At 70.6% G+C, this 25,958-nt stretch carries 23 protein-coding genes, 1 tRNA gene, 2 pseudogenes and 1 riboswitch; of the genes and pseudogenes, 8 read left to right on the forward strand and 18 right to left on the reverse strand.

Features of this window, described 5'->3' with window-relative positions; translation table 11 throughout:
* Positions 1-170: 170 nt before the first annotated feature.
* From NCCP_RS07990 to NCCP_RS08015, 6 genes are all read right to left on the reverse strand, one after another.
* Positions 171-746, reverse strand: coding sequence for a DUF3618 domain-containing protein (locus NCCP_RS07990; RefSeq protein WP_149956721.1), 576 nt, complete (start codon positions 744-746; stop codon positions 171-173).
* On the reverse strand, positions 743-1,183 hold the full coding sequence (locus tag NCCP_RS07995) for a phage holin family protein (protein ID WP_225873756.1): 441 nt from the start codon (positions 1,181-1,183) through the stop codon (positions 743-745). Before NCCP_RS07995 ends, NCCP_RS07990 begins: the two co-directional genes overlap by 4 nt.
* Complete coding sequence (locus NCCP_RS08000) at positions 1,180-2,010, reverse strand: hypothetical protein (RefSeq protein ID WP_149956722.1); 831 nt, start codon at positions 2,008-2,010, stop codon at positions 1,180-1,182. The genes NCCP_RS07995 and NCCP_RS08000 overlap by 4 nt, the downstream gene beginning before the upstream one ends.
* Positions 2,011-2,405: 395 nt before the next feature.
* A complete protein-coding gene (locus tag NCCP_RS08005) occupies positions 2,406-3,275 on the reverse strand; it encodes a glycosyltransferase family 2 protein (protein WP_149956723.1) in 870 nt (289 codons plus the stop codon).
* The gene (rfaE2, locus tag NCCP_RS08010) at positions 3,272-4,855 is read right to left on the reverse strand and encodes a D-glycero-beta-D-manno-heptose 1-phosphate adenylyltransferase (RefSeq protein ID WP_149956724.1); all 1,584 of its coding nucleotides are present in this window, start codon (positions 4,853-4,855) and stop codon (positions 3,272-3,274) included. Before rfaE2 ends, NCCP_RS08005 begins: the two co-directional genes overlap by 4 nt.
* The gene (locus NCCP_RS08015; RefSeq protein ID WP_149956725.1) at positions 4,840-6,240 is read right to left on the reverse strand and encodes an aldehyde dehydrogenase family protein; all 1,401 of its coding nucleotides are present in this window, start codon (positions 6,238-6,240) and stop codon (positions 4,840-4,842) included. Before NCCP_RS08015 ends, rfaE2 begins: the two co-directional genes overlap by 16 nt.
* A 149-nt stretch (positions 6,241-6,389) precedes the next feature.
* Here NCCP_RS08015 and NCCP_RS08020 point away from each other — a divergent pair, with 149 nt between their 5' ends.
* A complete protein-coding gene (locus tag NCCP_RS08020) occupies positions 6,390-7,547 on the forward strand; it encodes a glycosyltransferase family 9 protein (RefSeq protein ID WP_149956726.1) in 1,158 nt (385 codons plus the stop codon).
* Here NCCP_RS08020 and NCCP_RS08025 read toward each other — a convergent pair.
* The 7 genes and pseudogenes from NCCP_RS08025 to NCCP_RS08055 form a co-directional block, all read right to left on the reverse strand.
* Entirely contained in the window at positions 7,513-8,286 is a 774-nt protein-coding gene (locus NCCP_RS08025; RefSeq protein WP_149956727.1) for an SDR family oxidoreductase, read from the reverse strand. The two genes, NCCP_RS08020 and NCCP_RS08025, sit on opposite strands and share 35 nt — an antisense overlap.
* A gap of 65 nt (positions 8,287-8,351) precedes the next feature.
* Complete coding sequence (locus NCCP_RS08030; RefSeq protein WP_149956728.1) at positions 8,352-9,803, reverse strand: PfkB family carbohydrate kinase; 1,452 nt, start codon at positions 9,801-9,803, stop codon at positions 8,352-8,354.
* Positions 9,800-10,447 carry a D-sedoheptulose-7-phosphate isomerase gene (locus NCCP_RS08035; RefSeq protein ID WP_414727716.1) on the reverse strand — a complete coding sequence of 216 codons (648 nt, stop codon included), beginning with the start codon at positions 10,445-10,447 and terminating at the stop codon, positions 9,800-9,802. The genes NCCP_RS08030 and NCCP_RS08035 overlap by 4 nt, the downstream gene beginning before the upstream one ends.
* 285 nt (positions 10,448-10,732) lie before the next feature.
* A pseudogene (locus NCCP_RS08040) lies at positions 10,733-11,944 on the reverse strand (glycosyltransferase); the annotation flags it as partial.
* The gene (locus NCCP_RS08045) at positions 11,941-12,942 is read right to left on the reverse strand and encodes a glycosyltransferase (RefSeq protein WP_149956729.1); all 1,002 of its coding nucleotides are present in this window, start codon (positions 12,940-12,942) and stop codon (positions 11,941-11,943) included. The gene NCCP_RS08045 and the pseudogene NCCP_RS08040, both read right to left, overlap by 4 nt.
* The gene (locus NCCP_RS08050) at positions 12,939-14,000 is read right to left on the reverse strand and encodes a glycosyltransferase family 9 protein (protein ID WP_149956730.1); all 1,062 of its coding nucleotides are present in this window, start codon (positions 13,998-14,000) and stop codon (positions 12,939-12,941) included. Before NCCP_RS08050 ends, NCCP_RS08045 begins: the two co-directional genes overlap by 4 nt.
* Positions 13,994-14,530: an HAD family hydrolase gene (locus tag NCCP_RS08055; protein WP_149956731.1), complete on the reverse strand. Its 537-nt coding sequence runs from the start codon at positions 14,528-14,530 to the stop codon at positions 13,994-13,996. Before NCCP_RS08055 ends, NCCP_RS08050 begins: the two co-directional genes overlap by 7 nt.
* Before the next feature lie 111 nt (positions 14,531-14,641).
* Here NCCP_RS08055 and NCCP_RS08060 point away from each other — a divergent pair, with 111 nt between their 5' ends.
* The gene (locus NCCP_RS08060; protein ID WP_149956732.1) at positions 14,642-15,589 is read left to right on the forward strand and encodes a glycosyltransferase family 9 protein; all 948 of its coding nucleotides are present in this window, start codon (positions 14,642-14,644) and stop codon (positions 15,587-15,589) included.
* Here the strand turns inward: NCCP_RS08060 and NCCP_RS08065 are convergent.
* Both NCCP_RS08065 and NCCP_RS08070 read right to left on the reverse strand, forming a co-directional pair.
* Positions 15,584-16,354, reverse strand: coding sequence for a sigma-70 family RNA polymerase sigma factor (locus NCCP_RS08065; RefSeq protein ID WP_172627337.1), 771 nt, complete (start codon positions 16,352-16,354; stop codon positions 15,584-15,586). The genes NCCP_RS08060 and NCCP_RS08065 overlap by 6 nt on opposite strands.
* 406 nt (positions 16,355-16,760) lie before the next feature.
* A complete protein-coding gene (locus NCCP_RS08070) occupies positions 16,761-17,414 on the reverse strand; it encodes an SRPBCC family protein (RefSeq protein ID WP_149956734.1) in 654 nt (217 codons plus the stop codon).
* A gap of 476 nt (positions 17,415-17,890) precedes the next feature.
* Between NCCP_RS08070 and NCCP_RS08075 the strand changes: the two are divergent.
* Positions 17,891-18,175: pseudogene (locus NCCP_RS08075) on the forward strand (DUF1540 domain-containing protein); the annotation flags it as partial.
* A gap of 300 nt (positions 18,176-18,475) precedes the next feature.
* Here NCCP_RS08075 and NCCP_RS08080 read toward each other — a convergent pair.
* Positions 18,476-19,267: a hypothetical protein gene (locus NCCP_RS08080; protein WP_149956735.1), complete on the reverse strand. Its 792-nt coding sequence runs from the start codon at positions 19,265-19,267 to the stop codon at positions 18,476-18,478.
* A 108-nt stretch (positions 19,268-19,375) separates the two neighbouring features.
* On the opposite strand from NCCP_RS08080, the gene NCCP_RS08085 reads away from it, so the two are divergent.
* The gene (locus tag NCCP_RS08085) at positions 19,376-19,876 is read left to right on the forward strand and encodes a DUF456 domain-containing protein (protein ID WP_149956736.1); all 501 of its coding nucleotides are present in this window, start codon (positions 19,376-19,378) and stop codon (positions 19,874-19,876) included.
* A gap of 49 nt (positions 19,877-19,925) precedes the next feature.
* On the opposite strand, the gene NCCP_RS08090 is transcribed toward NCCP_RS08085, so the two are convergent.
* Positions 19,926-20,396 (reverse strand): Lrp/AsnC family transcriptional regulator, encoded by a 471-nt coding sequence (locus tag NCCP_RS08090; protein ID WP_149956737.1) that lies wholly within the window; start codon positions 20,394-20,396, stop codon positions 19,926-19,928.
* Positions 20,397-20,643: 247 nt separating this feature from the next.
* Here NCCP_RS08090 and NCCP_RS08095 point away from each other — a divergent pair, with 247 nt between their 5' ends.
* The gene (locus tag NCCP_RS08095; RefSeq protein WP_149956833.1) at positions 20,644-20,841 is read left to right on the forward strand and encodes a helix-turn-helix domain-containing protein; all 198 of its coding nucleotides are present in this window, start codon (positions 20,644-20,646) and stop codon (positions 20,839-20,841) included.
* 74 nt (positions 20,842-20,915) lie between these two features.
* A tRNA-Ala gene (locus NCCP_RS08100) sits at positions 20,916-20,988 on the forward strand.
* A 1,248-nt stretch (positions 20,989-22,236) separates the two neighbouring features.
* Here NCCP_RS08100 and NCCP_RS08105 read toward each other — a convergent pair.
* Positions 22,237-22,992: a C40 family peptidase gene (locus NCCP_RS08105; RefSeq protein ID WP_149956738.1), complete on the reverse strand. Its 756-nt coding sequence runs from the start codon at positions 22,990-22,992 to the stop codon at positions 22,237-22,239.
* Between the two features lie 69 nt (positions 22,993-23,061).
* Positions 23,062-23,215, reverse strand: a riboswitch (cyclic di-AMP (ydaO/yuaA leader).
* Positions 23,216-23,737: 522 nt separating this feature from the next.
* Between NCCP_RS08105 and NCCP_RS08110 the strand changes: the two genes are divergently transcribed.
* Positions 23,738-25,264, forward strand: coding sequence for a gamma-glutamyltransferase (locus NCCP_RS08110; protein WP_172627338.1), 1,527 nt, complete (start codon positions 23,738-23,740; stop codon positions 25,262-25,264).
* 205 nt (positions 25,265-25,469) lie between these two features.
* Entirely contained in the window at positions 25,470-25,916 is a 447-nt protein-coding gene (locus tag NCCP_RS08115; RefSeq protein WP_149956740.1) for a DUF6153 family protein, read from the forward strand.
* Positions 25,917-25,958 lie beyond the last annotated feature (42 nt).

The raw sequence follows: 25,958 nt of genomic DNA on the forward strand, positions 1-25,958 counted from the left end.
TCAGCCCAGTCTTCCGTACCGGGTCTTCCGTGCCAGACCTTCCGTACCGGGTATTCCGTGCCAGGTCTTCAGGACTGGGTCTTCAGTACCGGGCCTTTCAGGCTGGGCCGCCCTTTCCTGCCCGAGCAGGCAAGGGCGGCCCAGGGAGGGTTAGGGCATATATTGCCCCTTTACTGCGAGGTTCCGCCCTCTTTCATCGCTTCGGCGCCGCTCTGGGCCTCTCCCCGCACGGTCTCGAAGGACTCCGTTGCTGTCTCCTTCACGGCGGCAGCAGCTTCCTGGGCGGGTTCCTGAAGGTCGTGGGCGACTTCCGAAACCGCTGCCCGGACCTCACCGGCGACGGGTTCGACCTTCTCCTTGAGGAGCGCAGCCGCCTCCTTTTCCTTCTCGGTGGGAGGCAGCAGGGAGGAGACAATCGCGCCCACCCCGAACGCCACCAGCCCTGCCGCGAGGGGATTGCCCCGGGTGACGCGGACAGTCTGCTCCGGCGTGTGCATCACTGCGTCACCCGCCCTGTGGGCCGCGTCGCCCGCCCGGTGCGCCGCGTCACCAACGGACGTTCCGACGTCGTCGGCCGCGCCCATGACGTTTTCGCGCAGGCGGTGCAGCCCGTGCCGGACCCGCGTCTTTTGGCGGTCGACGGCGGCCGAAGGGCTGACCTTTTGGGCCAGGGCATCCACGTCCCCGCCCACCTCGCGGCGGGTGCGCTCGATTTCCGCCCGAATTTCTTCTGGTGTCTGGCTCATGGTGTCTCCTCACCGGGTTTCAGGGTGGGCGGGATCTCCTGGACCGTTGCCGCGGTCTGGGGCATGCCCCGCACGGATTCGAGTTGCTTCTTGCCGCGCGAGGCCAGCACTGCGCCGATGATGGCCCAGATGACTGCGACGATCAGGGACGCCCAGCCCAGGCCGATCCATACGGACAGTGCAACGGCGATGGCCAGCGAAAGGAAGCCGAGGGCAAAGTGCCCGGCCACCCCGGCTCCGGCCAACAGCCCCGCGCCTTTGCCTGCGGTTTTCGCCGACTCCTGGAGTTCCGCCTTGGCCAGCCGGACCTCCTGCCGCATCAGCGTGGACACGTCTTCGGTCAGCTCCCTGAACAGGTCTCCCAGGGAAGTGTCGGCGGCACGTGCTCCCGGGTCGTTCGCGGCGGGGAACCCGGGGGGCTCACGGTAGTCGCTCACGGGTACGTCTCCGAGCTCCCCGGGGTGGGGTTGGCGGGCGGAAGGGTGCTCCCCATCGCGCCCGGGGGAGTCATTCCCGCTCCGCCTGCGGGACTCGTCCCCACGGCCCCCGAGGTGGTCGTCGCGTCGGCAGGCCAGGCCGACGGGGGAACCGAGGGCCGCACGGGGCCGGGCGCCGCGGGGCCGCCGGACCCGGACGGTTGGGTTCCCGCATCCGCGGCCAGGTTGCGGGCCAGCCTCCCTGCCACCAGGCCGGCTCCGGCGGCGATAGCCAGGAAGGCCCCCGGGCGCCGCCGGGCAAACCGGCGCACGTCCTCAAGCATCGTCCCCGGGTCCCGGTTTTCCAGCCATTCGGCGACCTGCTCAACGCGTCGGCCGGCCATTCCCACCAGTTCCGCGCCTTGGCCGCCAGAGGAGGCGTCCATCATCGTGTTGAACTCGTCGCTCATGGAGCGGAGGTTCCCGGCGATCCGCTCCTGCTGCTTCCCGGCCTGGTCCCGCAGGTCGGTCTGAAGGTCGGACAACAAGGATTTTGCCTGGGTCTTCGCCTCCTGCGTCACCTTGCGGGCCTCCTCCGAGGCCGTTTCGCCGACGTGCTGGGCGGTTTCCTTCCCCGCGGCCACCATGCCCGGTTCCTGCTGGGAAGCCGGCGGTGTGGTGCCTGCCGTGGTGCCCCCCGGATAGGTTGCCGCGAGGTCGCCCTCCGGATCCCACCCGGTGGCCGGCGGAACCCCGGCGGGCGGGACGGCAGCTGGCGGGCTGTCGAGGGGGTTGGGGCGATCCATGGGATCCCGGGGCGGGGTGGCGGAAAAATCCTCTGAGCTCATCTGGTCCTCCATTGTTTGGGTTCTGCTTTCACATGTCCCAAGGGATGGGCAGCACCTGGCGGGTGCTGCGCCGGGGCGTCCTGCCCCGTCCTCCCGGGCCCAACAGGCCCCGGGGGGACGGTCCGCAAAAGGCGACCGCCGTGGGAAGCGGGCCGGACGGCGATGCCGATAATGAGTCTTGATCTTTGGTTAAGGGTTCAAGGTCCGTGCCACCGAACCTTCCCTCCCCTTGCGGGGAGGGCGCCGGGCGGGAAACCCCGGGCGGCGCCGCTGCGGCGCCCGGGCCACTGGCGAGTACCGGTGGGGGTTGGCCCTCCGTCTCTCCCGGCTGCCTACAGCCAAGCATGGACGGCCGAGGGAAACAAGGCCCCCCAAACGCAGCGGCGGGCCGCGCACTACCGGTTTTGCGGGGGATCCAGGGGAACGATCTCCAACGCCTCGGCTGTACGGTTGGGCACGGTGGTGGGGGACTCCAAATGCACCGCGCCCGAGGGCAACATCCCCGCACCGCCGAAGGCCTCCATGGTGCGCACCTGGGCCACCACGTCTTCCCCGGCGTGTTCCGGCGGCAGGTCCTTCCAAAAGGCGAAGCCCCCGGCGGCCACCAGCCGTTCCCGGTCAAAGAGCACGCAGCCCCCCACCCATGCCACCTTGTACAGCAGCCAGCTGCCGCGCTCAATACCGATTCCGGCAGCCAGGTGAGCAAGATTGGCGGCATTGTGCAGGCGCCACCGGCCGAACTCCGGGAAGCCGGGCCGGATCCTTTCGGGCTGGGGGGCTCCCGGCCACGGCTCAAAATCCTCCAGTTCCGCGGGACGGCGGTCCTGGAGGTAGGACAGGCCCTGCACTGCGGCCCCGACGAACCCGCATCGGGCCTCGGACAAGGCGCTGGAAAGGCGCTCCAGCATCCCCGGCTCCAGCCACACGTCGTTGTCCAGGAAGAGCACCTGGGGCGCAGTGGAGAGGCGCAGCAGGAAATCGCGCTGCTCCGCGACGCCACGCCGGGGCAGGTGCCACTCCAGCCGGACGGGCCTGCCCTGCGCCCGCAGGATGCGCACCATCGCCTTCACCGCCGGGTGCTGCCACACGGGCTCGGGGCTCTGGTCGCTGACCACGACTCCGAAGTCCGGGCGCGTCTGGCTGGCGAGCCCGCTGAGCGTGACGGCCAGCTCGGCGGGGCGTTCGAAGGAGGGGATCAGCACCTCCACCTCCGCCGGCAACTCCCGCTCGCCGGCAGCCCATTCCCCGCACCAGCGGGCCGTCATGGCGGTCCCCCCACGACGGGGCGCTCCCCGGCGGAACCGTCCGCCTCCGGGACCGCTGTGCGGATCCTGCGGATTACGTCCGTCGTCGAATGGTCCGCGACGTAGTCCAGGATCGCCACGGTGCCCCCGTACGCCCTGACCGCATCGGTCTCGGGGAGCATCTCCGGGGTGTAGTCCCCTCCCTTGGCGTAGACGTGCGGACGCAGCGCCTCGATGAGCGGTACCGCGGTGTTCGTCGGGAACACGGTGACATAGTCGACGCAACTCAGGGCGGCGATCACCGCCGCACGGTCGGGCGCGGAGTTGATGGGGCGCTCCGGCCCCTTGAGCCTGCGTACGGAGTCGTCGTCGTTGAGGGCAACCACGAGCACGTCGCCGAGCTGCTTGGCCAGCTCCAGGTAGCGCGTATGGCCGCGGTGGAGCACATCGAAGCAGCCATTGGTCAGCACGACGCGGTGCCCTTGGGCATGATGGTCCCTAATCCTGCAGGCCAGCCCCTCCAAGTCCAGGGCCGTGGCGGCCAGTCCGCCCAAATGCGCCTTCAGGTCCGCAGTGGTGCACACCGAGGTGCCCGGCCGGCGCACCACCACCTCCGCGGCGGCCTGGGCGAGGTCCTGCGCGGTGGGCAGCCGCAGGCCGGCGGCAAGGCCGACGGCGAGGCAGGCCACGAAGGTATCCCCTGCGCCGGAGGCCCGCTTCTCCTCCGCCGGACGGGCCCAGGTACGGTGCTCCGGCCCGGACTCCGGCAGCGCCAAGGTGCCGTCCTGGTCCAGCGTCACCAGCACGCACCGGGCCTTGGTGGCCTTCAGCAGGGCGGTGCGGCGCAGCGCCAGCACGCTGGCGCGGTCCTGGCCCGGCGGAAGCGCCCTGTCCAGCGTCTTGTCCAACAGCCGCGCGGCCTCCGCCGCGTTGGGCGTGGCGACGTCGGGGCGCAGGGCCCGCCAGGCGTGCGGATCGTGCGCATCGACGATGACCAGTGGTTCGTGCCCGGCGCTGCCGCTGCCGCTGCCGGTGCCCGGGGAGCGCAGGCCCAGCAGCACGTCCCGGACCGGTCCGCGCAGGGTGCCGGAGCCGTAATCGCACACGACGACGACGTCCGCGTCCCGGAGCAGCCGGGGAAGCCGGGCAGCCAGGGCCGAGAGCGCCTCCGCCGGAGGAGTGCCCGACTGCTCGTCGATCCGCAACAGGATTTGGTCTCCCGCCAGGACGCGGCTTTTGCGCGTCGTGACGGTCCCCGGGTGGGCGACCAGGGCCGAGGTGTCGACGCCGGCCCGAACCAGCAGGGCCCGCAGGCGCTCGCCGGCGGCATCCTCTCCAACCAGCCCGGCCAGGGAGACCTGCCCGCCCAGTTGGGCCGCATTGACAGCGGTGTTCGCCGCCCCGCCGGCAGCCTCCGCGCGCTCGCGCAGTTCCACCACCGGCACCGGCGCCTCCCGGCAGAGCCGTTCTATTGCGCCCTGCCACCATCCATCGAGGATGACGTCCCCCACCACCACGACCCGGGGCGCCACGCCCGCGACCAGGCCCGGGGTGTCGGCGTCCGGTGCCGCGAGGTCCCCCAGCCTCACTTCGCGGTCCATGGCTCCGCGCTGCCCGGCAGGCCCATGTGGACCACCTTCACGTGGGTGAATTCATCCAGCAGGCGGGGGCCGTAACCGAAGCCGCGACCGCTGGCGCCGCGCGGCTGGGCCGACCCTCCGGGCGCGCCGCCAAAGACGCTGTTGATTTTCACGGTGCCCACTGCCAGCCCGGACACCGCCTCGCGCGCGTGGCGCATGTCCGCGGTCAGCACGGTGGCGGCCAGCCCGTACCGGCCGGCCGCCGCGGCCGCCAGTCCCTCGGCGAAGTCCTCCACCACCATGACCGGGGCCACGGGGCCAAACGTTTCCTCCATCATGACCTCCATCTCCGCAGTGCATTCGAGCAGCACGGTCGCGGGGTAGTGGGCGCCGGGCCCTGACGGGACGCGGCCGCCTTCGCCCAGGCGGGCTCCCGCCGCCACCGCATGGTCCACCTGGGCGGCCACCACCTCGCGCAGCCGCCGGTCCACCAAGGGGGCCACCCGGCCGTTCGCATTCAGGTGCCGCGCCCGCGCCACCAGTTCCCGCTCGAACACTTCGGCCACCGCGCGGTGCACGTAGATGCGTTCAACGGAGGTGCAGATCTGCCCGCTGTTGGCAAAGGCCCCGAGCGCGGCCTGGGCCGCAGCCCAGGAGCCGTCGACCCCGGCGTCGACCAGCAGCGCATCCTTGCCGCCGTTCTCCAGGATGCAGTGGGCCCCCGTGGCCGTGGCCGCGTGGGCGATCCTGCGTCCGGTGGCGCTGGAGCCCACGTGGGCCACCACGTCGATGCCCGGATGGGCGGTAAGCAGCGCGCCGACGTCGGGCCCTCCATCCAGCGTGGTGAGGACCCCCTCCGGGAACACTGCCCCGAGAATCTCGCCCAACCGGCGCCCCAGATGGGGGCAGCGCTCGCTGGGCTTGTGGAGCACCGTGTTCCCCGTGACGAGCGCGGCGCCGATCAGGCCCGCAGCCACTGCCACCGGGTCATTCCACGGGGTCAGCAGGGCGGCAACGCCGCGGGGTTCCGGAACCGTGTAGTCGGTGGCGAGGTGCTGGCCGCGCAGGCTCTGCCCGCAGTGCAGCGGACCGGTTTCGGCGTACTGGCGCAGCGTGGCGGCCCCGCTGGCTATCCCCGCGGCGGCCTCCTCGACGGGGCGCCCTGTTTCGCGGTGGTTGAGCCGGGCCAGCTCGCCCCCGTGCGCCTCGAGCGCAGCTGCCGCCTTCCGCAGGTGGTCCCCGCGTTCGGCGGCCGGCAAAATCTGCCAGCTTCCCTGCGCGGCGCGGGCCGCGTCCACGGCCCGCGCCGCATCCTCCGGCGTCGCAGCCTCAATGGAGCCGACGATGCTGCCGTCCGTGGGATCGATTATGGTGATGGACTCGGTAATGGTGGTGGTTTCTGTCACGGTGGGTCCTCCTGGCGGGTCGGTGGCGGTTGGACTCCCCACAGTCCCTAATACCCCACCGCGGCCCCCTTCAGTCAGGCGGTGCCCGGCCCCGTCCCATTGGGCCCGTCACTATTCAGCCCGGCGCGGCATCCCCGTAGTCTGGGCCCATGCATTCGTGGTCCGAACCCCAGCGGCCCCGGCACGCCGTGGGCCCAGTCCATCCCCGTTTCCCCGACATCCGGCGCATCGCGGTCCTGCGTGGCGGCGGGTTGGGGGACCTCATGTTCGCCGTTCCGGCGATGCATGCCCTGGCGGCGGCATATCCCGAGGCCTCCCTCACCCTGTTGGGCACCCAAATGCACGCCCGGCTGTACTCGGAACGGCCGGGTCCGGTGCACCGGGTCGAGGTGCTGCCTGCCTGCCGGGGCGTGCAGGAGGGCCCGGAGGATCCGGAGGCCGTGGCGCGGTTCCACGCGCGGATGCGGGATGAATCCTTCGACCTCGCGGTCCAGTTGCACGGGGGCGGCCGCTACTCCAATCCGTTCCTGCTGCAGCTCGGAGCCCGCCACACGGTGGGCACGGGCACTCCGGATGCGGCACGGCTGGAGCGCATGGTGGATTACCGGTACTACCAGCATGAGGTGCTGCGTTCCCTGGAGGTGGTGGGGCTTGCCGGCGCCACCACCCCGGAGGTGGGGCCGGCGGTGGCCGTCACCGCCGCCGACCGTGCAGCCTCCGCCGCCGTCGCGGGGCCTCCTGCCAAGGGGCGGCCACGGCTGGCCATCCACCCGGGGGCCACGGACCCGCGGCGGCGCTGGCCGGTGGAGCGGTTCGCCGCGGTGGCGGCCCGGGCTGCGGACGCCGGGTATGAGGTCCTGGTCATCGGGGATGCGTCCGAGGCCGGGCTGGGGGAGGCTGTCCTCGAGGAAGCCGGACCCCCGCGGCCCGGCCGGGGAAGCATCCGTTCCCTGGCCGGGCAGCTGGACTTGGGTGCCCTGGCCGGCCTGCTGGAGTCTTGCGACGTGATGCTGGGCAACGACAGCGGGCCGCGGCACCTGGCCCAGGCGGTGGGCACCTCCACGGCCGGCATCTACTGGGTGGGGAACGCAATCATGGCGGCACCGCTGGGCCGGGCCTCCCACCGGGTCCAGATGGGGTGGACGACGCGCTGTCCCGTCTGCGGGACGGACCTCACCCAAGTGGGCTGGACCGCCCCGCGCTGCGAGCATGATGACTTTTCGCTGACTGAGGCCGTGGAGCCGGATGAGGTCTTCCGGGACGTGGAGGACCTTACGGCCAGGAGTCCTCGGCTTCGTGGCAGATAAGCAGCTCCCGCAGCTCGCAGCCCTCCGGCTGGGACAGCGCAAACATAATGGCCCGGGCGACGTTGGCCGGATCGTTTAGCCGCGAGTTGTCCGCCGGACGGTATTGCGCCGAGCGGTCGTCGAAGAAACGGGTGTCCATGCCTCCGGGAATCACGGTGGTCACCCCCACCTTCCCGGCGGTCTCCGCGGCGAGGGCGCGGCTGAAGCCCACCACCCCAAACTTGGAGGCGCAGTAGGCCGTGGCATCGGATACGCCGCGCAGGGCCAGGGTGGAGGCGATGGTGACGACCCGCCCGTGGCTGGCCAACAGGTGGGGCATGGCCGCGCGCACGGTGGAGACGGTGCCGAGGAGGTTGACTGCCACGACCCGTTCCCAGGCGTCCGCGGGAACTTCGTCGAGGCGCCCGCAGCGGTCGATACCCGCGGCAGTCACCACCGCATCAAGTCCCCCCAAGGCTTGGGCCGCGGCCTCCACCGCGCGTTCGACCGCGGCCCGGTCCGTTACGTCGGTCTGGTAGGCGGGGGCCGCCGCGGCCCAGTCCCCTGGGGCGGCCTCCCCCCCGGCAGGACCCCATCCTGCGAGGTCCACATCGAGGATGGCGGGGCGGCCGCCGGCTTCGGCGACGGCACGGGCCACGGCGGCCCCCAGCCCGGAGGCCCCTCCGGTGATCAGGACGCGTTTTCCGGTGCTGGGATCGAGGGTGGGCAGGGGGCTTGCGGCGGTAAGGGGGGAAGCCATGTGATCCTCCGGTCGTGGGTGAATGGATGGGTGGATGGACGGGCAGGCGTTGGCGCGGGCAGGGATCACCCGGATGCCAGGGCGGCGGCCAGCGCGGTGGTGGAGCGGCCCCGCAAATGCGGAACGATAACGCACCGGCCGCCCCAGGCGGCGAGCAGTGCGGCCTCGGGCAGCTGTTCGATGCTGTAGTCGCCGCCCTTGACCCATACCTCGGGCCGCAGCGCGGTGAGGGCCTCGGCCGGGGTGTCCTCGTCGAACACCACTACCGCGTCGACGCATTCCAGGGCCAGCAGCATTTCGACGCGGTCCTCTTGGCCCATGATGGGCCGCCCCGGACCTTTGAGCCGCCGCACCGAAGCGTCGGAGTTCAGGCACACGACCAGCGCGTCGCCCTGTTCCCGGGCCGCGCGCAGGGTCCTGACATGGCCGGCATGCAGCAGGTCGAAGCAGCCGCCCGTGGCCACCAGCGTTCCGCCGGCGGCACGGACCCTGCGGGCCACCTCCGCGGCCCCCGCGGCGGCGGGGGAGCCCGCTTCGAGGGGGGCGGGTGCTTTGAGGGGGGAGTCTGTGGCGGCGGGGGAAACCGCCGTGGCGGGGCGTGCGGTTCCGGAGGCCGCGGACGGCAGGGACCGCACACCGCCGTCGGAGAGATAGGCGGCCGCCGCCTGGACCGCGGAGCGTACTGCGGCGTCGAGCCGGCCCGCGGAGGCGCGCCCCGGCGGCCGGGTGGCCAGTTCGACGGCCAGGGCCGCTGCGAACCGGTCCCCGGCCCCGCACGGGTCCGAGCACGTGATCGCCGGGGCCGGCACCGGGCGGGCAATACCGCCGTCGTCCACCCAGGCTCCCTCGGCGCCGAGGGTGACGACGACGGCGGCCGGACGCCACTGCTCCCGCAGCGCCGCCGCCACCCGAGAGGGGTCGGACTTCCCGGCCCGGTTCCGGTGGCTGCCGACGGCGGCGATGGCCTCGGCCAGGTTGGGGGTGGCCGCCGCGACGCCCGGCACGGGGGCCGGACCGCGGGGGTGGGGGTCCCAGACCACGGGGACCCTCCGGGCCGCCCGCTCGAGGGCCGTCCTGAGCCGGGGGTTGCGCAGCAGGCCACGCCCGTAGTCGGCCGCCACGATGGCGTCCGCTTCGTCCAGGGCCGCAAGCATCCGGTCATCGACCGCGGGAACCGGCGGCGGGGCGCATCCTTCGTCGAAGCGCAACAGCGGCTGGCCGCTGGCGCGGACCCGCGTCTTGACCGGGGTGGGAGCCAGGGAGGGGCCGGCCACGACGTCGACCCCGGCCAGCTGCCCGCGCAGCAGCCCTCCGCCGACATCCGGGGACAGGACGGTCACCAGCACGGTGCGGTGGCCGTCCGCGGCCAGCATCGCGGCCACCAGCCCCGCACCCCCTGCCCGGAGCCGGGAAGATTCCACGTCCACGACGGGAACCGGGGCGTCGGGGCTCAACCGGGTGGATATGCCCTCCAGGTCCCGGTCCAGCAGCACGTCCCCCACGACCGCGATCCTCACGGGGTCCCCCCTCCCTTGGTGGCGGGGCCGCGAAGCCGGGCCACCTCGGCGTCGAAGGCCGCGCAGAGCGCATGCACCGCCATCAGGTGGCATTCCTGGACGCTGGCGTTGCTCCCCTCCACGGCCACGTATTCGTCGCAGAGGGCCGCCAGCGGATTGGGGGCCGGACCGGTGAGGGACCAGGTGGTGATGCCCATGGGGCGCGCCGCCTCCGCGGCGCGCAGCAGGTTGGGGCTGCGGCCGCTGGTGCTCAGCAGCATCAGGATGTCTCCGGGGCGTCCGTGGCCGCGCACCTGGCGGGCAAAGGCCTCGTCGTAGCCGTAATCGTTGGCGATGGCCGTGAGCGCGGAAGTCTCCGCATGGAGGGAAATCGCGGAGAAGGCCTCCCGGTCAAGGTGGAAGCGTCCCACCAGCTCGGCCGTCAGGTGCTGGGCCTCGGCGGCGGACCCGCCGTTGCCCGCGACCAAAAGGCGCTGGCCGCTCATCAGCCGTACCGCCAGCTCCGCCGCCCAGACAGCCAGCTTGCCGGTGGACTGCCGGAGCGAAAAGAGGGCGGGCGGCACCGCGGCCAGGTGGGCCAGGACCACGTCCACGGACGGCTCGGACGCGGCGAAGGGCGCTGCCGAAACTGCCGGCCCCTGCAGGCCTGCGGGGGCCGGCAGGGGCGTGTCGGTGGGGACCGCCGTGAAGTCGGCGGATGCGGCGGGGAGCGTGGGGGAGACGGGAGGGAGGGGGCCGGTGCCCGAACCGATTCCTTGGGGCAGGCGGTCCGCCGGCACCTTCTCCGGGCCGCGGCGGGCGGGTTTCTTGCCCACCTTGGAGGCGCGGGAGGTGGAGGCGCGTGAGCGGGCCGCTGCCGTGGCCGTCGCGGTGGCCGTTACGGCAGGTTCCCTGGTTCCGAGTTCGCTGGACCCGAGTTCACTGGTTCCGAGTTCACTGGACCCGAGGGACAGCAGGTAGGCCTCCTCGGTGGCCGCAGCCACGCGGTCCCAGCCGTAGTGCTGCCGGGCCCGCGCCAGGCCCGCGGAACCCATCCGGGTGGCGAGGGCAGGATCTTTGAGCAGCCGTGCCAGGGCGGCCGCGAGCGCCGCGTCGTCCCGCGGGGGAATGCACAGCCCCGTGACCCCGTCCACGACGGTGTCCTGCAACCCGCCCACCGCGGAAGCGACCACCGGCAACCCGCAGGCCATGGCTTCCAGCGGGACAATCCCGAAGGGCTCGTACCAGGGGGCGCACACCACCGCGGTGCACCCGCGCAGCAGCGCCGGCATCCGCGATTGGGGAAGCTGGCCGCAGAACACCACCGCGTCGTCGACCCCGAGGTCGGCAGCCAGGGCCCGCAGCCTGACGGCCTCGGGGTCCTGGCCTGAAGCGTCCCCTGCCGACCCGCCGACCACCAGGAGCTCCAGGTCCGTGATGCCCGCCTGGCGCAGCCGCCGCAGGGCGCGGATGGACAGGTCCACGCCTTTGCGGGGCACCAGCCGCCCGATGACCGCGATCCGGCGCCGCCCGGAGATCCTTTCGGCAGGGCCGTCCGGGCTGAAAAGGTTTAGGTCCACGCCGCACGGGATCACCGATATCCGCTGCGGATCCGCACCCAGGGCGGCTAGTTCCCGGGATTCGTCGAGGCAGGTGGCGATGATCCGGTCCACCCTGCGCGCCACCGAGGGTTCCAGCCAGGTGCGGGCGGGCGGGCTGGTGTCCGCATCGCCCTGGTGGCGGCGCTTGACGTTGCCCAGGGCATGGAACGTTTGGAGCACGGGCACCTTGCGGGCCGGCACGCCGGCCGCGCTAAGCGCCGCAAGCCCGGACATCCAGAAATGCCCGTGCACCACGTCCGGGGGACGGCGGAGCCAATCGGCGGCCACCGCCTCCGCCAGGGGGCCCACCCACGGCAGCAGTTCGTCCTTGGGCACGTGCCGGGCCGGGCCGGCGTCGATGTGGACCACTTCGAAGCCCGGGGCCACACGGACCACTTGCGGCAGGTCGGGGTCGTCGCGCCGGGTGTAGACCACCACCTCGTGGCCGCGGCCGGCGAGCGCCGAGGAGAGCGCCGCGACGTGCACGTTCTGGCCTCCCGCGTCGACCCCGCCGATGGTCGCCAGCGGGCTCGCATGTTCGGAGATCATGGCGATTTTCATGCGCGGTTTCCTTCCTTCGATGGTTCGCCCAGGCGGCGGGTGGCGACATCCCCCAGCAGGGTGTCCCAGTCGCTCAGGAAGCGGCCCAGTCCGTACCGTTCAAGCGCAGTGTGGCGGGCAGCCGCACCGCGGCGCCGGGCCTCCTCGGGGTCTTCCAGCAGGCGCGCCGCCTCCCGCACCAGCAGGTCCACGTTGGTGGACACCGCCCCGCACTCCGGCGTGAGGGCGTCTGCTGCTTCCGTGGTCCCGAGCACCACCACGGGCATGGCAAGGTGCATGGCCTCCAGCAGCGACAGGCCCAGCGACGTCCAGCGGGCCGGGTGCAGGTAGGCGCGGCACGAGGCCAGGGTCCGGTGCAGCTCGTCCGGGGGCAGGTCCCCGTGCACGGCCAGCCGCTCCGGTCCCAGCCCGGTGGCCCCGGGCAGGGCGGCGGTGCCCATGCCGAAGGCTTCCAGCGGACCGGCCGCGGCGAAGCGGGACAGCAGGTCGGTGCCGGTCACGCGCCAGCGCCGGACCGGTTCGTTGATCACCACCCCCAGGGAGGACCGCTCCCCGCCGTAGCGGGGGCCGGGGTCCCTGATTCCGTGTTCGATCACCTTCGTGGGCGCCCGCCCGGAGTCCCAGAACAGCTGATTGAAGTAGGTCACGTGCACCACGGGTATCCGCGACTGGTCCGCCAGGGGATGCAAAGAATCCGGAACCGCCGAGCGCGGGGTGTTGTGCTCCAGGTAGATGGCCGGCAGGTCCTGCCCGGGCCGGCGGCCGGTCAGTTGCGCGCAGAGGTCCAGTTCCTGGGGACGCTGGAGGACGACGACGTCGATGTCCTCATCGCGCAGTCCGTCCGGATCGACCTCGCGGGCGGACTCCGGCCACCCCCGGCCTCCGCGGCCCAGTCCCCACGGACCCCCTTCCGGGGTTGCCGGCAGCAGGTACTCGTGGGTGCCCTGCACGAACGATTCCATCCATCCGCCGTGGACGTGCCATATCAGGATCCTCATGGTGCGGTCCTTTCCAGGGGGGCCTGCTGGCCTGGCGAGCCGTTCCCGGCCAGCAGGCGGTCTACTGCGGCCACCACCTGCTGCGGGGTAACGGAGGAGAGACAGGGGTGCCCGGGGACCGGACAATCGCGGGCCCGGGTGCCCCTGCAGGCGGCGTCCTGGTCCCCCAGCAGTTCAACGGGAACACCGTAGGGGGCCCACCGCTCCGCCGGGACAACGGGGGAGAACAGGCTGACAACCGGCGTTCCCACCGCTGCCGCCAAATGGGCGGGGCCCGTGTTTCCGGTGACCACCACGCCGGCGCCCGCGAGCACCCCGGAGAGCGTGCCCAAGTCGGTTTGGCCGCCCAAGTCCACGGCCCGGTCCCCGGCGACGGCCGCGGTCAATGCCTTTTCGGAGGGTCCACCGGTGACCACCACGCGGTGCCCCGCCGCAGCCAGCCGTTGGACCAGGTCCGCGTGGTGTCCGGGCGGCCAGGCCCGGGCCGGGACGCTGGCCCCCGGGTGGACGACGACGTAGGGCCCGTACCCGACCAGTTCGGTGGCCGGCGGGGGTGGCAGCACGGCCAGAGTGCCCGGATCGTTCCCGGGCAGCGCGTGCCCGGCCGCCCGGGCGATGGCCAGGGCCCGGTGCGGCTCCGGCTGGTCCTCGGGGAAATCCTCGCCGGGCTTGAGCCGGACATCCAGCAGGGAACCGGCATAGTCGACCGAAGCGCCGGTGATCCGGGAGATCCCGGCCAACCGCAGGAGCAGGGCCAGCGGCAGGGGGGACTGGTGGAAGGAGGTCAGCACCACGCACTCGGTGAAGTTGCCCCCGCGCAGGAACCCCATGAGGGGGGCCAGCGCGGGGGAGGAGACCTCCGGCGCCGGCGCGGCGATCCAGGGGCATTCCCAGACGAAGACCTCGCTCACCCCGGGCAGGATCCTGGCCGCGGGCGCCCCCTGCGGGCCGCAGAGCATCACGACCTCGCATGTGCGCGCGATCGCCCTTACTGCGGGCCCGGCGAGCAGTACGTCGCCGGCCGAATCGAGGCGGACGACGAGGGCGCGGCCTACCATGGGGCGCCCCACAGCATCTCCGGCAACTGCTCCAGCGAGGCGGCGACCCACTCGCTGGAGGCCACCTCTTCCGGCCGGGTTACCGGCGTCGGAACCAAAATCCCCGCGGCTCCGGCCGCCGCAGCGGCTCCCATGTCGGCACCGATGTCGCCAACGACCAGGCTGTCGGCGGGGTCGACGCCCAACGCCAGGCAGGCATCGAGCACCAGCCCGGGCTGCGGCTTGCGGCAGCGGCACCTGTCCCCGACGACGTGGGGGCAGTACATGAAAACGTCGAAGGGGCCGAGGAGGCTGTCGAGCCGTGCACTGACCGCGGCCAGTTCCGCCGGGGTGATCAGGCCCCGCCCCACCCCCGACTGGTTGGACACGACGCCGCACCGGACGCCCCTGCGGCGCAGGCCATCCAGGAGCCGGGCCGCACCGGGCATCGGCTGGACCAGTTCCGGATCGCGGTTGTACGGGACGTCCACGACGAGCGTTCCGTCGCGGTCGAACAACACGGCTTGCGGAAGCGTTCGTCGCATTCCCATGCTTCACTACTACCCCTCTTCGCCGGTTCTAATCACCCCTGTACCAGGGCTTGTGCCGGGGCCTGTGCGGGGGATTGCGGACCGCGCCGGGGGACGGCACGATGGGGCACCATGGAGGAAAACCGTTCCGGGGCGCCCTCCGGGCCCGCCGTCCTGGCCCTGCGGGCCCTGAAACTGGGGGACCTGCTGGTCGCGGTCCCCGCACTGCGCGCCCTGCGCCGGGCCTTCCCGGAGCATCGGATCTGCTACGCCGCGCAGGCATGGCTGGCCCCCGTCGTGGAGCTGGTGGGAGGGATCGAACTGCTTGACACCCATGGGCTGGATGTCCCGGTCCCGCCGGTCCCCGGCAGGGTGGAGGTGGCGGTCAACCTGCACGGGAACGGGGTCGAAAGCAGGCGGCGCCTGGAGGCGCTCGGGGCACCGCGGCGGATCGGACACCACGCCCCGGGATGGGATGGACCCCGCTGGCGGGACGGCCTGCACGAGCGGGAGCGCTGGGCGCGCCTGCTGGAATGGCACGGCATCCCGGCAGACCCGGCCGACCTGCACCTGTTGCCACCCGCGGTTTCCTCTCCGGCTCCCGGGGCCGTGGTGGTGCATGCCGGAGCCGCCTACGGCAGCCGCCTCTGGCCGGTGGAGCGCTTCGGCGCGGTGGCCCGCACGCTGGCCGCCGCCGGCCACCGCGTGGTGTTCAGCGGCAGCGCGGCCGAGCGGCAGCGCGCGCTGCAGGTGGCCGCGGCGGCAGGGCTGCCCGAGGAGAGCGTGCTGGCAGGGCGGATTGGCCTGGACCGGTTCGCCGCGCTGGTGGCCTCCGCGACCGCCGTGGTCAGCGCCGATACCGGCGCGGCGCACCTGGCCTCGGCCTACACCCGGCCCTCCGTGGTGATATTCGGGCCGGCTCCCGTGCACCAATGGGGCCCGCCTCCCGGACCGCACGTGGTGCTGACCGACGAGTCTTTACGGCAGGGGGACACGTTCTCACCCACCCCTGACCCGGCGCTGATGGCGGTTGGGGTGCCGGACGTGCTGGCCGGGCTGGAACGGCTGGGCGTCCTATAGGGAGGACCTGCCCAACGTTCCCGCCTGCTCCCACGCGAGCATCTCACGCAGCTTCGCCAGGACGCGCACCAGCAGCCGGGAGACCTGCACCTGGCTCATCCCCAACTGGTCACCGATGGCCTGCTGGCTCTCGTTGTGGAAGTAGCGCATCCGCAGGACCCGCCGCTCCAGTGGACTGAGCCGGTCCAGTGCCGCGTCCAGGTCGATCATGTCCTCCGGGGCCAGTCCGTCCTCCGGCACGCGGAGCGTCTCCGCCCAGGGAATGCCGTTGCGTGCCTCGTCGATGGAGAGGGGAACCAGGTAGCTGCCGCAGACCACCGCTTCGCTGACGGCCTCGGGGGCAGTTTCCAGATGCCGGGCCAAATCCCCTATGGAGGGCTCGCGGCCAAGCTGCTGGGTGAGCCCCGTGTAGTCGGACACAATGCGCCCATGCAGTTCCTGGATGGCCCGCGGAGGCCTGATGACCCATGCTCCGTCCCGGAAGGACCGCTTCAGTTCCCCAAGGATGGTGGGGGCGGCATAGCCGACGAACGGGACTCCCCGGCGCGGATCGAAACTGCGGGCAGCCTTGACCAGCCCCACCCGTGCGATCTGAAGAAGGTCCTCCGGGTCGCGCCCCGGGCCGGAGAACCGGCGCGCCAGCGAGTTTGCCAGGCCCAGGTACTCCAGCACCAGATTCTCCGCGTTCGTTCCGGATTCGAGGACCTCTCCGTCGTGCGTTTGGTGCCGGGCAGCCGCCTGCGCGAGTTTCGGGGAAGTAGGCATGATCGTGGCTCCTTGCAGAAGGCCGGACCGGCCGGTGGTTGCTCCCTGCCGGGCGGCGGGGCGCCCCACCCGGAGCCCGCCGCGGCCGTGCACCGGCGAGCCGCGGGGGGTGGGGCCGTGCCGTGGTGCCGGGAGGGCCCGGCGCCACGGCTTCAGGGACGCTCCTTCATCCCCCGGCATGGAGGGCGCAGCGCTGCATGTGCCTTTCCGCCTCCATGCCGTGGCCCAGGATGTGCCATTCACAGTGAACGCACTGGGGGCCACTGTGAATGGCACATTCCGGAGCCGTTGAAGGTGTGGCTTTCGGCAGCTCCGGGAGGCCGTGAAGGCCTTCCCATGGCCGCTGCCGCAGGATGCGCAGGCAGCCATTGGAGGCCCCTTCTTTCCGAAAGGCGCCGAGGGGCTGTCAGCCCACCGGACCCGTGGGATCGATGCGTCCCCTCCACGCGCCGGTCTCGGAGCCGCGCTCCTCGATGAATTCCCGGAAGCGGTTCAGGTCCCGCTTGACCTGCGCCGAGTCGAAGCCCAAGGCGGCGCCGGCCTTCTCCACGAAGGTCTCGTCGTCCCAGGTGAAGTCCACCGTCACCCGGGTCCGGCCCGCCGTCGCCCCGGTGGCGTAGGGGTCCGTGGAGCCCGCCGACTGGGTCTGCAGGTCAGCGTCCAACCCGATCGGCGAACCGGCCATATCGTCCCCGGGCATCCCCGCCCGCGGCAGGCCGGGATCGACGCCGGGCGTCTCCTCGGCGACGCCCGGCGGCGGCGCGGTGTCGGCCCCGGAGGTCTCGGGAGCCAGGGGCTCGAACCGGACGATGCCCTCGATGGCCTTGTTGTCGATGCTTCTCCAGTGGATCAGCTGGTCCGGGACCTGTTCGATGATGCGGGTGTCGAATTCCCGCTCCACTCCGCCAACCTTGGTGACCCAGTGGTTGATGTCCGGCTCCCGCTGGACCACGCTTTCCACGCCGGTCATGAACTCCGGGAACGATTCGAACTGGGTCCACTGGTTGTAGGCGGTCCGGACGGGAACGTCGACTTCGATGCTTTCCTGTACGCGTGCCATGGTGGTCTCTCCTGGCCGTAGGCGGACTATTTGTGCATACTTCCCCGGGATTCCCCGCCGCCGGAGCGGTTGGGGCCCGTGGGCGCGGGCGTGGCGTTCGATGCCCCACACCCTTCCTGCGCAGTCCCGGACCTCCCCGAGGATGTCCGGCACCCCCTGATCGAAAACCGTTCCCGCTGGTCCGGAACCACCCAAACGGGAGATTCGGCCAAGGCAACGGCAAGGGGTGGGATGGCCGCCGGGACCGGCCGTCGGCGGCTGGCCCCTACCGGCTATCCGGTTCCGGGATGCGCCTCCACCGTAGGCGTGCGCCTGCTGTGATTGTCAAGGGTCGTGGGGCCGCCCTGACCGGCGAATATAGGAGGACCTCACCGCAAATGGGGCCAAAACCGGCACTAATTGGTTCCCTGGGATCGGGCGTACCGTGGATTGGAGTGCTGCCCGGCCCGGGCAGCCCCTAAACAGGGGAGAACGCCATGACCGCTACGGCCAGTGTCAGCGACTGCACTGTCACCAACTGTTCCTTCAACGACCATTCGCACTGCGGAGCCGCAGGCATCACGATCGGCGGGGGCGAGGACCATGCCTCCTGCGCTACCTTCATCGATACCGGGACCCACGGCGGGCTGCCGAAAGTCCTTGCCACCGTGGGGGCCTGCCAGCGCAGCGAATGCGTCCACAACAACGACCTCATGTGTGGCGCGCCGGAGGTCCACGTGGGCCCGGGAGCGGACAACGCGGACTGCCTTACCTACAAGCACGGCGGCGGAGAGACCGGCGGGCAGGCCGCGGGGATGGCTGGCGGAGGCAACAGCGAGCTGGCCGGCGCGCACGTTCCCGAGGAAACCGGCGGGCTGGCTGGCGGGCCGGTGGGCGAACCAACGGACTGACCAGCCAGCAGGCTCCCGGACCGGTCACCTGCCTGGCCGGCCGGACCGTTCCGTCATCGGTGGGACGCCGTGCACGGAGAGCAGGCCGCCTGCGGCCTGCTAACACGCCGGCTGCGGGGCGTTTCGGCGAAGGGGCGGGTGGCCGCCGCCTTCGCCGAAACCCCGGGAGGCCTAGAGCTCGAAACCGCCGAACCCGTCGAAGAGCCCGCCAGCCTCCTCCGCCATGCCGGTGCCCTCGCCCAGCAGGTCGCCGCCGGCGCCCATCAGGTCCTCCCCGGCCCCGGCCAGGCTTTCACCTACTCCGGAGAATCCTTCCAGGAGGGGGCCGGCGATCGCGGTGCCAATGAATGCCCCGGCGACACCTGCGAGCAGCCCACCGGCCATGCCCGCCGCCAGGCCGCCCGCGGCTCCGGCTCCCACGGCGCGCCCGGTCCCGGAAGACCGGGACAGCAGGTTCGGCATGAACCCCGGCCGGCTGACCTCCGCGCGGGTGGCGGCGCGCGCGAGGTCGAACGGTTCGGCGCTGCGCGGACGTTCCGCCGGCGGCAACCCCTCGGAGAGCTCCTGTTGGAGGAGTGCGCGCTGCTGCGGGGTCAACCGGGCGAACGCCTCGGCATGGGCCCGCTCCATGTCCTGCGGAGGGGCCGTCTGCAGCATGTAGCGGTACTTCGCGATGGCTGCGCGGTCCTCCGCAGAGGCCTGCGGGCTCCCCGGGGCAGCCGGCGGCTGACCGGGCCCCCGGTGTTGGCCCGGCTGCTGCCCGGGGTAGTGGGAAGCGCTGCCGTAGGGCGGATTGTCATGCTGCGTATTCCCGTAGGGGGCACCACCCTGCTGCGGAGCGCCGTACTGGCTGTTTCCATAGTGTCCCTGCCCACCCGTATGGGTGGGCTTCTGCTGGCTCATCTGGTGACGCAGGTATTCGCCCGCCATCTTTTGGCCCTTTTGGATCAACTTGTCGAACATGCCCACGGTGTGCTCCTTGCGTTGGATTCCGGTTCCTCCCACCGTACAACCGCCGGGTGCGGGGTTGAGTTCCCCGCACCCGGCGATACGGACTGGCAGACTGGTGCCATGGACACCCAAATCGTTGTGACGGTCATTGCGGGAGTGCTGTTGGCGGTCGCCGCCCTGGGCACCGTGTTCCCCGTGCTGCCCGGAAGCCTCCTTACGGTCGGCACCTTGCTGGCATGGTCCTGGATCTTGGGAAGCACCGCATCGTGGACGATGGGCGTGATCGGCATCGCAGTGGCCCTCGTCGGGTGGACGGCCTCCACCGTGCTGACCGGGCGCAATCTGAAGCAGCAGCAGATCCCCAAGGGCTCAACGCTCGTGGCGCTGCTGGCCGCGATCGTCGGGATGTTCGTGATCCCGGTGGTGGGCCTGTTCGTCGGCTTTGGAGTGGGATTGTTGGGGTCCGAATTCGCACGGCGGCGAAACTTCCCGGAGGCACTGCGGGCCAGCGGTTCGGCCCTGAAGGCCGCGGGCACCGGCATCCTTGTCGAGTTCGGCTGCGCCGCGATGGCCGCCTCCCTGTGGGTGGTCGGCGTCGTGTGGCACTTCGGCACCCGCTAGCTGAGTACAGCCAGCGCCCATCGGCCGCCTGCCCAACCGGCCCGGGCGGCTACTCCTCGAGCAGGCCCGTGGTGCGGTACGGGATGACCTCACGCAGGAACATGGAGGTGGAAGTGCGCTTGATGCCAGGGCAGAGGCGGATGACTTCGCTGACCCGGTAGAGGTCGTCCGGGTCCTTCGCCGCAACGCGGATCAGCAGGTCGGTGTCCCCGGCCGGAGCAACGCAGTCAAGTACCTCGGGAATCTCCCGCAGCGCCGCGATGGCCTCATTAAGCAGGGACTGGTCCACCTCGGCGCTGACGGCGGCGGAGACCCCGCGGCCCAGGGCGGCCGGGCTGACGCGGATGCTGTTGGGCCGCAGGGCCCCGGAGGCGGCAAGCTTCTCCAGCCGGGCCTGGACGGTGCCGCGGGCAAGCCCCAGGATTTGGGCCAGCATCATGACTGGGATTCTCGGATCCGGGTCCATGGCCAGCAGGATCCGCTTATCCGTCTCGTCGAGCTGGTGGATCTCGGGGGTCATGGGAAGGCTCCTGAAAGTAGCTGGCACGGCCCGCCAAGGTCCGCTGCGGGCGGCCGGGACGGGAGGGGTGAACGCGCCCCAAACGCTTCCCCCAACGGAACAAGACTAGTCAAAATGCCCAACCGAACCCAACCGTGTTGCGCGGTATGTGCGGGGCGGGATGCGGCTCCGGCGCAGGCTTTTCCACAGTCCGGGGGAGGGAGTGGAAAGCGGTGGGGCGGCGCGCTACTTTCGTTGCATGAGATTCATGCGTCTGGAAGACGTGGCCGAGGAGCTGAATGTAAACATGCCCCAGGTCCGTTCGCTGGTGCGCAGCGGGGAACTTCCGGCAATCCAGATCGGCGGGCGCGGCGTGTGGCGCGTCGAGCGCACGGAACTGGAGGCCTACATCCAACGCCAATATGCGGCCGCCCGGGAGAACGCCAGCCAGCACGAAACGCTGTAGGCGCGCCGTTTTGGCCGGAATGCGCCGGAGGCGTTATCCTTACAGGGTTGCAATTCCGCATGGAACTGCGGCGCGGGGCTTTAGCTCAGTTGGTAGAGCGTTTCGTTCGCAATGAAAAGGTCAGGGGTTCGATTCCCCTAAGCTCCACAGTTTGCAGGGATTTTAGGCCGGGCTCCGGCCCGAAAAGCACACTTTCGACACGCCTTGCCCGTTTTGCCCCATCTGGGCACTGCCCGCTGAGTACCATGCGGCCAGAATAACGGGCTCCAGGCCGGGCAGCGCTGAGATGCTGGCGCGCTGGCCCTAGCCTATGACCGACTTCGCGCAATACGGCTTGTGCCCGCAACATGGGTGGCTTCACTCCGGGCGTCGCTTAGATGCATGGCGAGCAACCCGGAGGATCTGGCCGGTCAGAAATCGGTGTCCCGGGCCAAGATCGAAGAAGCGATCGGGGTAGCCTTTGGCTGACCCCATTAACGCCGCATGCATCCGGCGCCCGGGAGACGCTTAAGCGGACGGACCTCAATCTCGCGGTGAGGATTCTCTCCTGCCGCCGGGCACTTGCAGTTGACCGGCGGCGCTCCAGAGAGCGGTCCACCGTGCTGCGGATGATGCCCAGTAGCTTGCCGATCTTCAAGCTCATGAGGTGGGTGTCGCATCTGCCGCCTATAAAATTGATTCTCGTATATGCGGCGACAATCGACGTCCCCACACCGCGGAATTCCGCGGGACCGGGACGACGCTCATCGCCCCAGAAAATGTCGCGCTGGACGATCGGCTACTGGGACGGCCGGCGGGCCAGCTGGGTTGACGACGCCCTGCCAGGCTCCCGCGGCAAGCAGACTTCATCGCCCCGAGCATGAACCCGGGGCGGGGTGCGGACATGGACCTAGGCAAACGGTCCCCGCCGGCGTTACGAAGGTGTCCTCCAACCTACCTTCATGACACGGGGCGGTTTCAAAGGGTCCTTGCAAGACATAGCGGGACCGGGAGTGGAGCTCGTGAGAATCCCCAGTGTGAAGACCTCGACTCCGTTTGGAATCGGGGTCCTCGTTGGGTCACACCAGATTTTGGGCCTCCTGCGCCCTTTGGCCTGATTTTTAGGGTACGACGCCGGCTCGGCCTGGACTGCGTTCGTCGGGATAACCCAGGCAGGTACCGGCAAACTCGCAGCCGGTTTCGCGGACGGCGCTGTTGAGTCCGGGCGGGCGTGCGCTCGAATCCGGTGGAGCCGCGTACTTCTGCCCCTTCGCTGTTCCCTTTTCGTCCTTTCGGGACGTACGCAACCGGCGCGTTAACGGATAAGGGAGCAGTCCATGGACTGCTCCCTTATCCTGCGCCTGAAGGACGTTCGCTTCCTTCAGGGCACGTTTATTGGCGGCCGGGGCCGGGTTGCTACTTCTTCAGGGTGTAGTAGGCCATCAGCGGGCCGTAAGGGCTGTCGGCCTCGCGGATGACGGTTCCCACCGAGGGGTTCTGGGCGCCGATGATCTTGCCGTCGCCGATGTAGATGCCCACGTGGCCTCCGCCGTTCTGGTAGACCAGGTCACCCAGCTGGGGAGTGGAGGTTTGAACGAACTTGCCGCTGGTGCGGATTGCGGTCGTATTGTGGGGGAGGCTGATGCCGGCCTTGCCGTAGATGTACTGGACGAAGCCGGAGCAATCCCAGCCAGAGGGAGTGCTGCCGCCCCAAACGTAGGGCGAACCCTTGAAGCTCAACGCCATGCTGGCGATCCGGCTGCCGAGAGCGGTGCTGGCACTGACGGTGGGCGTGGCCGCCTTGGCCTTCGTGGCCGCGGGCTTGGCTGCCGTGGTGGCCTGCCCGGCGCGGGTGGCGCTGGTCATGGCGGCACCGCGCGCATCGTCGGTGGAAGTCGCGGCAACGGCGGCGACGACCGGCTCGGGAGCCGGCTTGGACTTCAGGGCGACCCGGTCGATCTCGAACTTCTTGACGGCGGCGGCGGGGACGGCCACCGCCTGGACCGCGACGCGCTCGGCGGCGAGGCCATCGGCCGGGAGGGCGGTCTCGCCGACGGCCGGGTTGGCCTGGGCGGGAACGCCCAGGGTGAGCACGAGGCCGGAAGCGGCGGCAACGACGGCGGCCTGACGGCCAACGGAGCCGGCGTTGGAGGCGACTGCCTTCGAGATCATCTCGAGCGGGCTGGTGTGGACGGGCGTCGCGCGGCGGCGACCCCGGGGCTTGTGCGTGGACACGATGATTGGACCTCTCCCAATGCCTGCGAGGTGAGCTGTCGGATTCGGGTGGGAGCCACCCGGCGCCTCGGACCGGATAGCTGGCTCAAGGCACTTAACCCCAAGGGTCCGCATGGACCCGAAATGTGGTTCCCCCGCCACTGCCCGGCGGCTTATGCAAAGGGACCCCGGGCGGTGGCAGTGTTCGGCAGTCCGCCCGGGCAGGCCCATCCGTACGGATGGATTGGCCTGACGTCGAACCTACAGGAAGTCAGCCCAAAAGTCACAATTGGATCACGGAACAGGGGCTATTTTGGTTACGAGCCCCGCCGCGTCTGGGGCTTAAAGGAGGGTTGGCCTCAGGAAACAACGAGCATGACCGAAGCGTTGTGACGTTACCGTTATGTTGGTTGAGGTTCGATGCCGGCTGGGAAACTGGCGGCCCCGTGCCGGGGAAGGGCGATCGGAGAAGCCGCCCCAGGCCTTCCATGGTGTACAGGAAAGCATTCAAAAGGACAGTATGACGACTATGCGAAAAAGGATGGCCGCTGGCCTGGCTGCCATGTTGTTAATGCTGGCCGCATGTTCAGGGGGGCATGATGGGGAAAACCCCACCCCGGCGGGAACAGCGCCGCCAGCGACGGATTCGCCCAGCCCATCCACCCGGTCCGCGGATCCTTCGGAGACACCGGATGCACAGGTCTTGCTCAGGGAGCATGCCGTTGCGGCCGCGCATCCGGCGGCCGTGGACGCGGGCATGGAGATCCTGGAGCAGGGCGGGAATGCAGCGGACGCGGCTGTTGCCACGGCCTTCGCCGTCGCCGTGGTCGAACCGTTCGCCTCAGGCATCGGCGGTGGTGGGTCGGCGGTCCTCGCGGAGGCCGGCGCCGAGCCGATCGCCTACGACTACCGGGAAGTCGTGGCGCAGAACGGCGTAATCCCGAAATCCGGGACAGGCATTCCTGGTTTCGTCGCGGGATTGGCGACCATCCACGAAGAACACGGCAAGCTCGAGTGGAAGGAACTGCTCGAACCCGCGATTGACCTGGCCGAAGACGGATTCCCCATCTCCGGCTTCCTGGCCCTGCGCATGAAAAGCGATGCCGGGCCCAAAGCGCTCGAGGACCTGCCTCAGTTCAAAGCATCCGCCGGGGTCCCGCTGCTCAGAGAGGGCGACCAACTGGTCCAGAAGCATCTGGCGGCAACCATGAAAACGTTGGCCGGGGAGGGCCCCGAAGCCTTCTACACCGGCAGCCTCGTGGACGAGCTCAGCACCGTCGAGGGCATCGACGCCGCTTCCCTGGCCGCCTATGAAACCGAAAAGCTCGCACCGGCCAGGGGCAGGTTCGGCGACTACGACGTCGTCTCCGCCGCCCCCGCCCTGCCGGGCGCAGCGTTGATCCAAATGCTCCAGGTCGCTGAAGCCCAGGGCATCGAAGACAACAATCCGGGATCGGCCAAGTACGTTGACCGTCTTACCAGGGCATGGTCCGTGGCCGACAGAAGCGTAAACCGCTACTTCGGCGACCCCCGGTTCGTCGACGTCCCGGTCGAGCGGCTCACCGACGCGAAGGCGAACGCAGACCTGGCCCGTAAGGCGCAGGCCGCCGGTATGGGCGCCAACGCACCGATGGCAGGGGCCCAGCCGATCGTGCCGGGGAACACCACGCACCTGACCGTGGTGGACTCGGAAGGATTCACCGTGTCGATGACCAACACGATCACCAACTTCTGGGGCGGCGGGAAGACCGGGAACGTGGGCGGATTCTTCCTGAACAACCAGCTCTCGCGCTTCGCGTCGCTGGACACCCCCAACAACCAGCCCGAACCGGGTCGTAAGTCCGTCAGCTGGGCCGCCCCCAGCCTGGTGCTCGACGACAAAGACCGGGTGGTGATGGGGCTCGGCAGCCCCGGCGGACACCAAATCCCCAACATTTTGGCCGGCGTGCTCGTGCCATGGGCCCTGCAGGATGCCTCCCTCCAAAAAGCGGTCGATGCCCCGCGGTACCACCTGCAGGACGGCGTCCTGGCGGTCGAACGCGACCCGTCCCCGGAACTGTCCCAACTCATCCAATCCCGCGGCTGGCAGCTGCAGCGCACCCGGCGCCAGGACGCAGTGTTCGGCTCCGTCCAGGCACTTCAGATCGATTACGACTCGGGCCGGATCACCGGGGCCAGGGACACCCGCCGTGAAGCAGACTTTGCGATCGCTGAGCCCCGGGGCGACTGAGCATGCAGCTCCTGCAGGAGCCCCCAGTGCGGGCCCGCGACGGCCGTCCAAAGGCTTGCCGTGCTCAAGGTAAGGCAGGCCCGCCGGCCGGGGCCGATGCGGGGCGGGGCCGATGCGGGGCGGCGTAAAATGGTCCGCAGATGTGCCCGGGCCCTGGCCGGTCTGCGGCCCCGGAAGTGAAAGCCACATGGGAAGGAGTTCGACCGTGATCCGTCGCCACAGCGGCACGCGCGGCCGGAACCCCTCCGCGGCGCAGGGGCTGGGCAGGGTCCTGCTCCTGCTGGGCCTGCTCCTGATGCACATCGTCGGCATGGACCACACCTCCGGGAGGCCTTCCGCGTCCCACGCCGACACTCATGTAACCGCCCACCAGCACACCGTCGCCGGCCCGGGGACAAGTGTCCATGCCGACCTGTCCCCCCTGGGGGCGGATGAGACCGGCGTCTGCTTCGATGACGGATGCGGCATGGAGATGTCGATGGCCGGCCTGTGTATTGTCGCGCTGCTCGGCGGCGGCATCCTCCTGCACCGGATCTCCCGCAGCCTCGTTTCCGTGCCGGGGCAGGGCCTTCCCGCCCCGCCGCTGTGGCGGCCGGTCCCCGCTATCCCCATACCTCCTTCGCTGGTTCACCTCTCGATCAGCCGCACGTAGGCACGCACCTCGGCCGTCCCCTCACCGGTCCGGCCTTGCCGT

Source organism: Zafaria cholistanensis (assembly GCF_008580665.1).
GTDB classification, from domain to species: domain Bacteria; phylum Actinomycetota; class Actinomycetes; order Actinomycetales; family Micrococcaceae; genus Zafaria; species Zafaria cholistanensis.

What these genes read in the sequence shown, in the direction of transcription:
- NCCP_RS08000 (WP_149956722.1), bottom strand. Translation starts at nt 2,010, where the DNA reads ATGAGCTCAGAGGATTTTTCCGCCACCCCGCCCCGGGATCCCATGGAT.
- NCCP_RS08045 (WP_149956729.1), bottom strand. Translation starts at nt 12,942, where the DNA reads ATGAGGATCCTGATATGGCACGTCCACGGCGGATGGATGGAATCGTTC.
- NCCP_RS08005 (WP_149956723.1), bottom strand. Translation starts at nt 3,275, where the DNA reads ATGACGGCCCGCTGGTGCGGGGAATGGGCTGCCGGCGAGCGGGAGTTG.
- NCCP_RS08065 (WP_172627337.1), bottom strand. Translation starts at nt 16,354, where the DNA reads ATGCCTACTTCCCCGAAACTCGCGCAGGCGGCTGCCCGGCACCAAACG.
- NCCP_RS08055 (WP_149956731.1), bottom strand. Translation starts at nt 14,530, where the DNA reads ATGGGAATGCGACGAACGCTTCCGCAAGCCGTGTTGTTCGACCGCGAC.
- NCCP_RS08060 (WP_149956732.1), top strand. Translation starts at nt 14,642, where the DNA reads ATGGAGGAAAACCGTTCCGGGGCGCCCTCCGGGCCCGCCGTCCTGGCC.
- NCCP_RS08105 (WP_149956738.1), bottom strand. Translation starts at nt 22,992, where the DNA reads ATGATCTCGAAGGCAGTCGCCTCCAACGCCGGCTCCGTTGGCCGTCAG.
- NCCP_RS08090 (WP_149956737.1), bottom strand. Translation starts at nt 20,396, where the DNA reads ATGACCCCCGAGATCCACCAGCTCGACGAGACGGATAAGCGGATCCTG.
- NCCP_RS07990 (WP_149956721.1), bottom strand. Translation starts at nt 746, where the DNA reads ATGAGCCAGACACCAGAAGAAATTCGGGCGGAAATCGAGCGCACCCGC.
- NCCP_RS08095 (WP_149956833.1), top strand. Translation starts at nt 20,644, where the DNA reads ATGCGTCTGGAAGACGTGGCCGAGGAGCTGAATGTAAACATGCCCCAG.
- NCCP_RS08025 (WP_149956727.1), bottom strand. Translation starts at nt 8,286, where the DNA reads ATGGCTTCCCCCCTTACCGCCGCAAGCCCCCTGCCCACCCTCGATCCC.
- NCCP_RS08050 (WP_149956730.1), bottom strand. Translation starts at nt 14,000, where the DNA reads ATGGTAGGCCGCGCCCTCGTCGTCCGCCTCGATTCGGCCGGCGACGTA.
- NCCP_RS08080 (WP_149956735.1), bottom strand. Translation starts at nt 19,267, where the DNA reads ATGTTCGACAAGTTGATCCAAAAGGGCCAAAAGATGGCGGGCGAATAC.
- NCCP_RS08085 (WP_149956736.1), top strand. Translation starts at nt 19,376, where the DNA reads ATGGACACCCAAATCGTTGTGACGGTCATTGCGGGAGTGCTGTTGGCG.
- NCCP_RS08070 (WP_149956734.1), bottom strand. Translation starts at nt 17,414, where the DNA reads ATGGCACGCGTACAGGAAAGCATCGAAGTCGACGTTCCCGTCCGGACC.
- rfaE2 (WP_149956724.1), bottom strand. Translation starts at nt 4,855, where the DNA reads ATGGACCGCGAAGTGAGGCTGGGGGACCTCGCGGCACCGGACGCCGAC.
- NCCP_RS08020 (WP_149956726.1), top strand. Translation starts at nt 6,390, where the DNA reads ATGCATTCGTGGTCCGAACCCCAGCGGCCCCGGCACGCCGTGGGCCCA.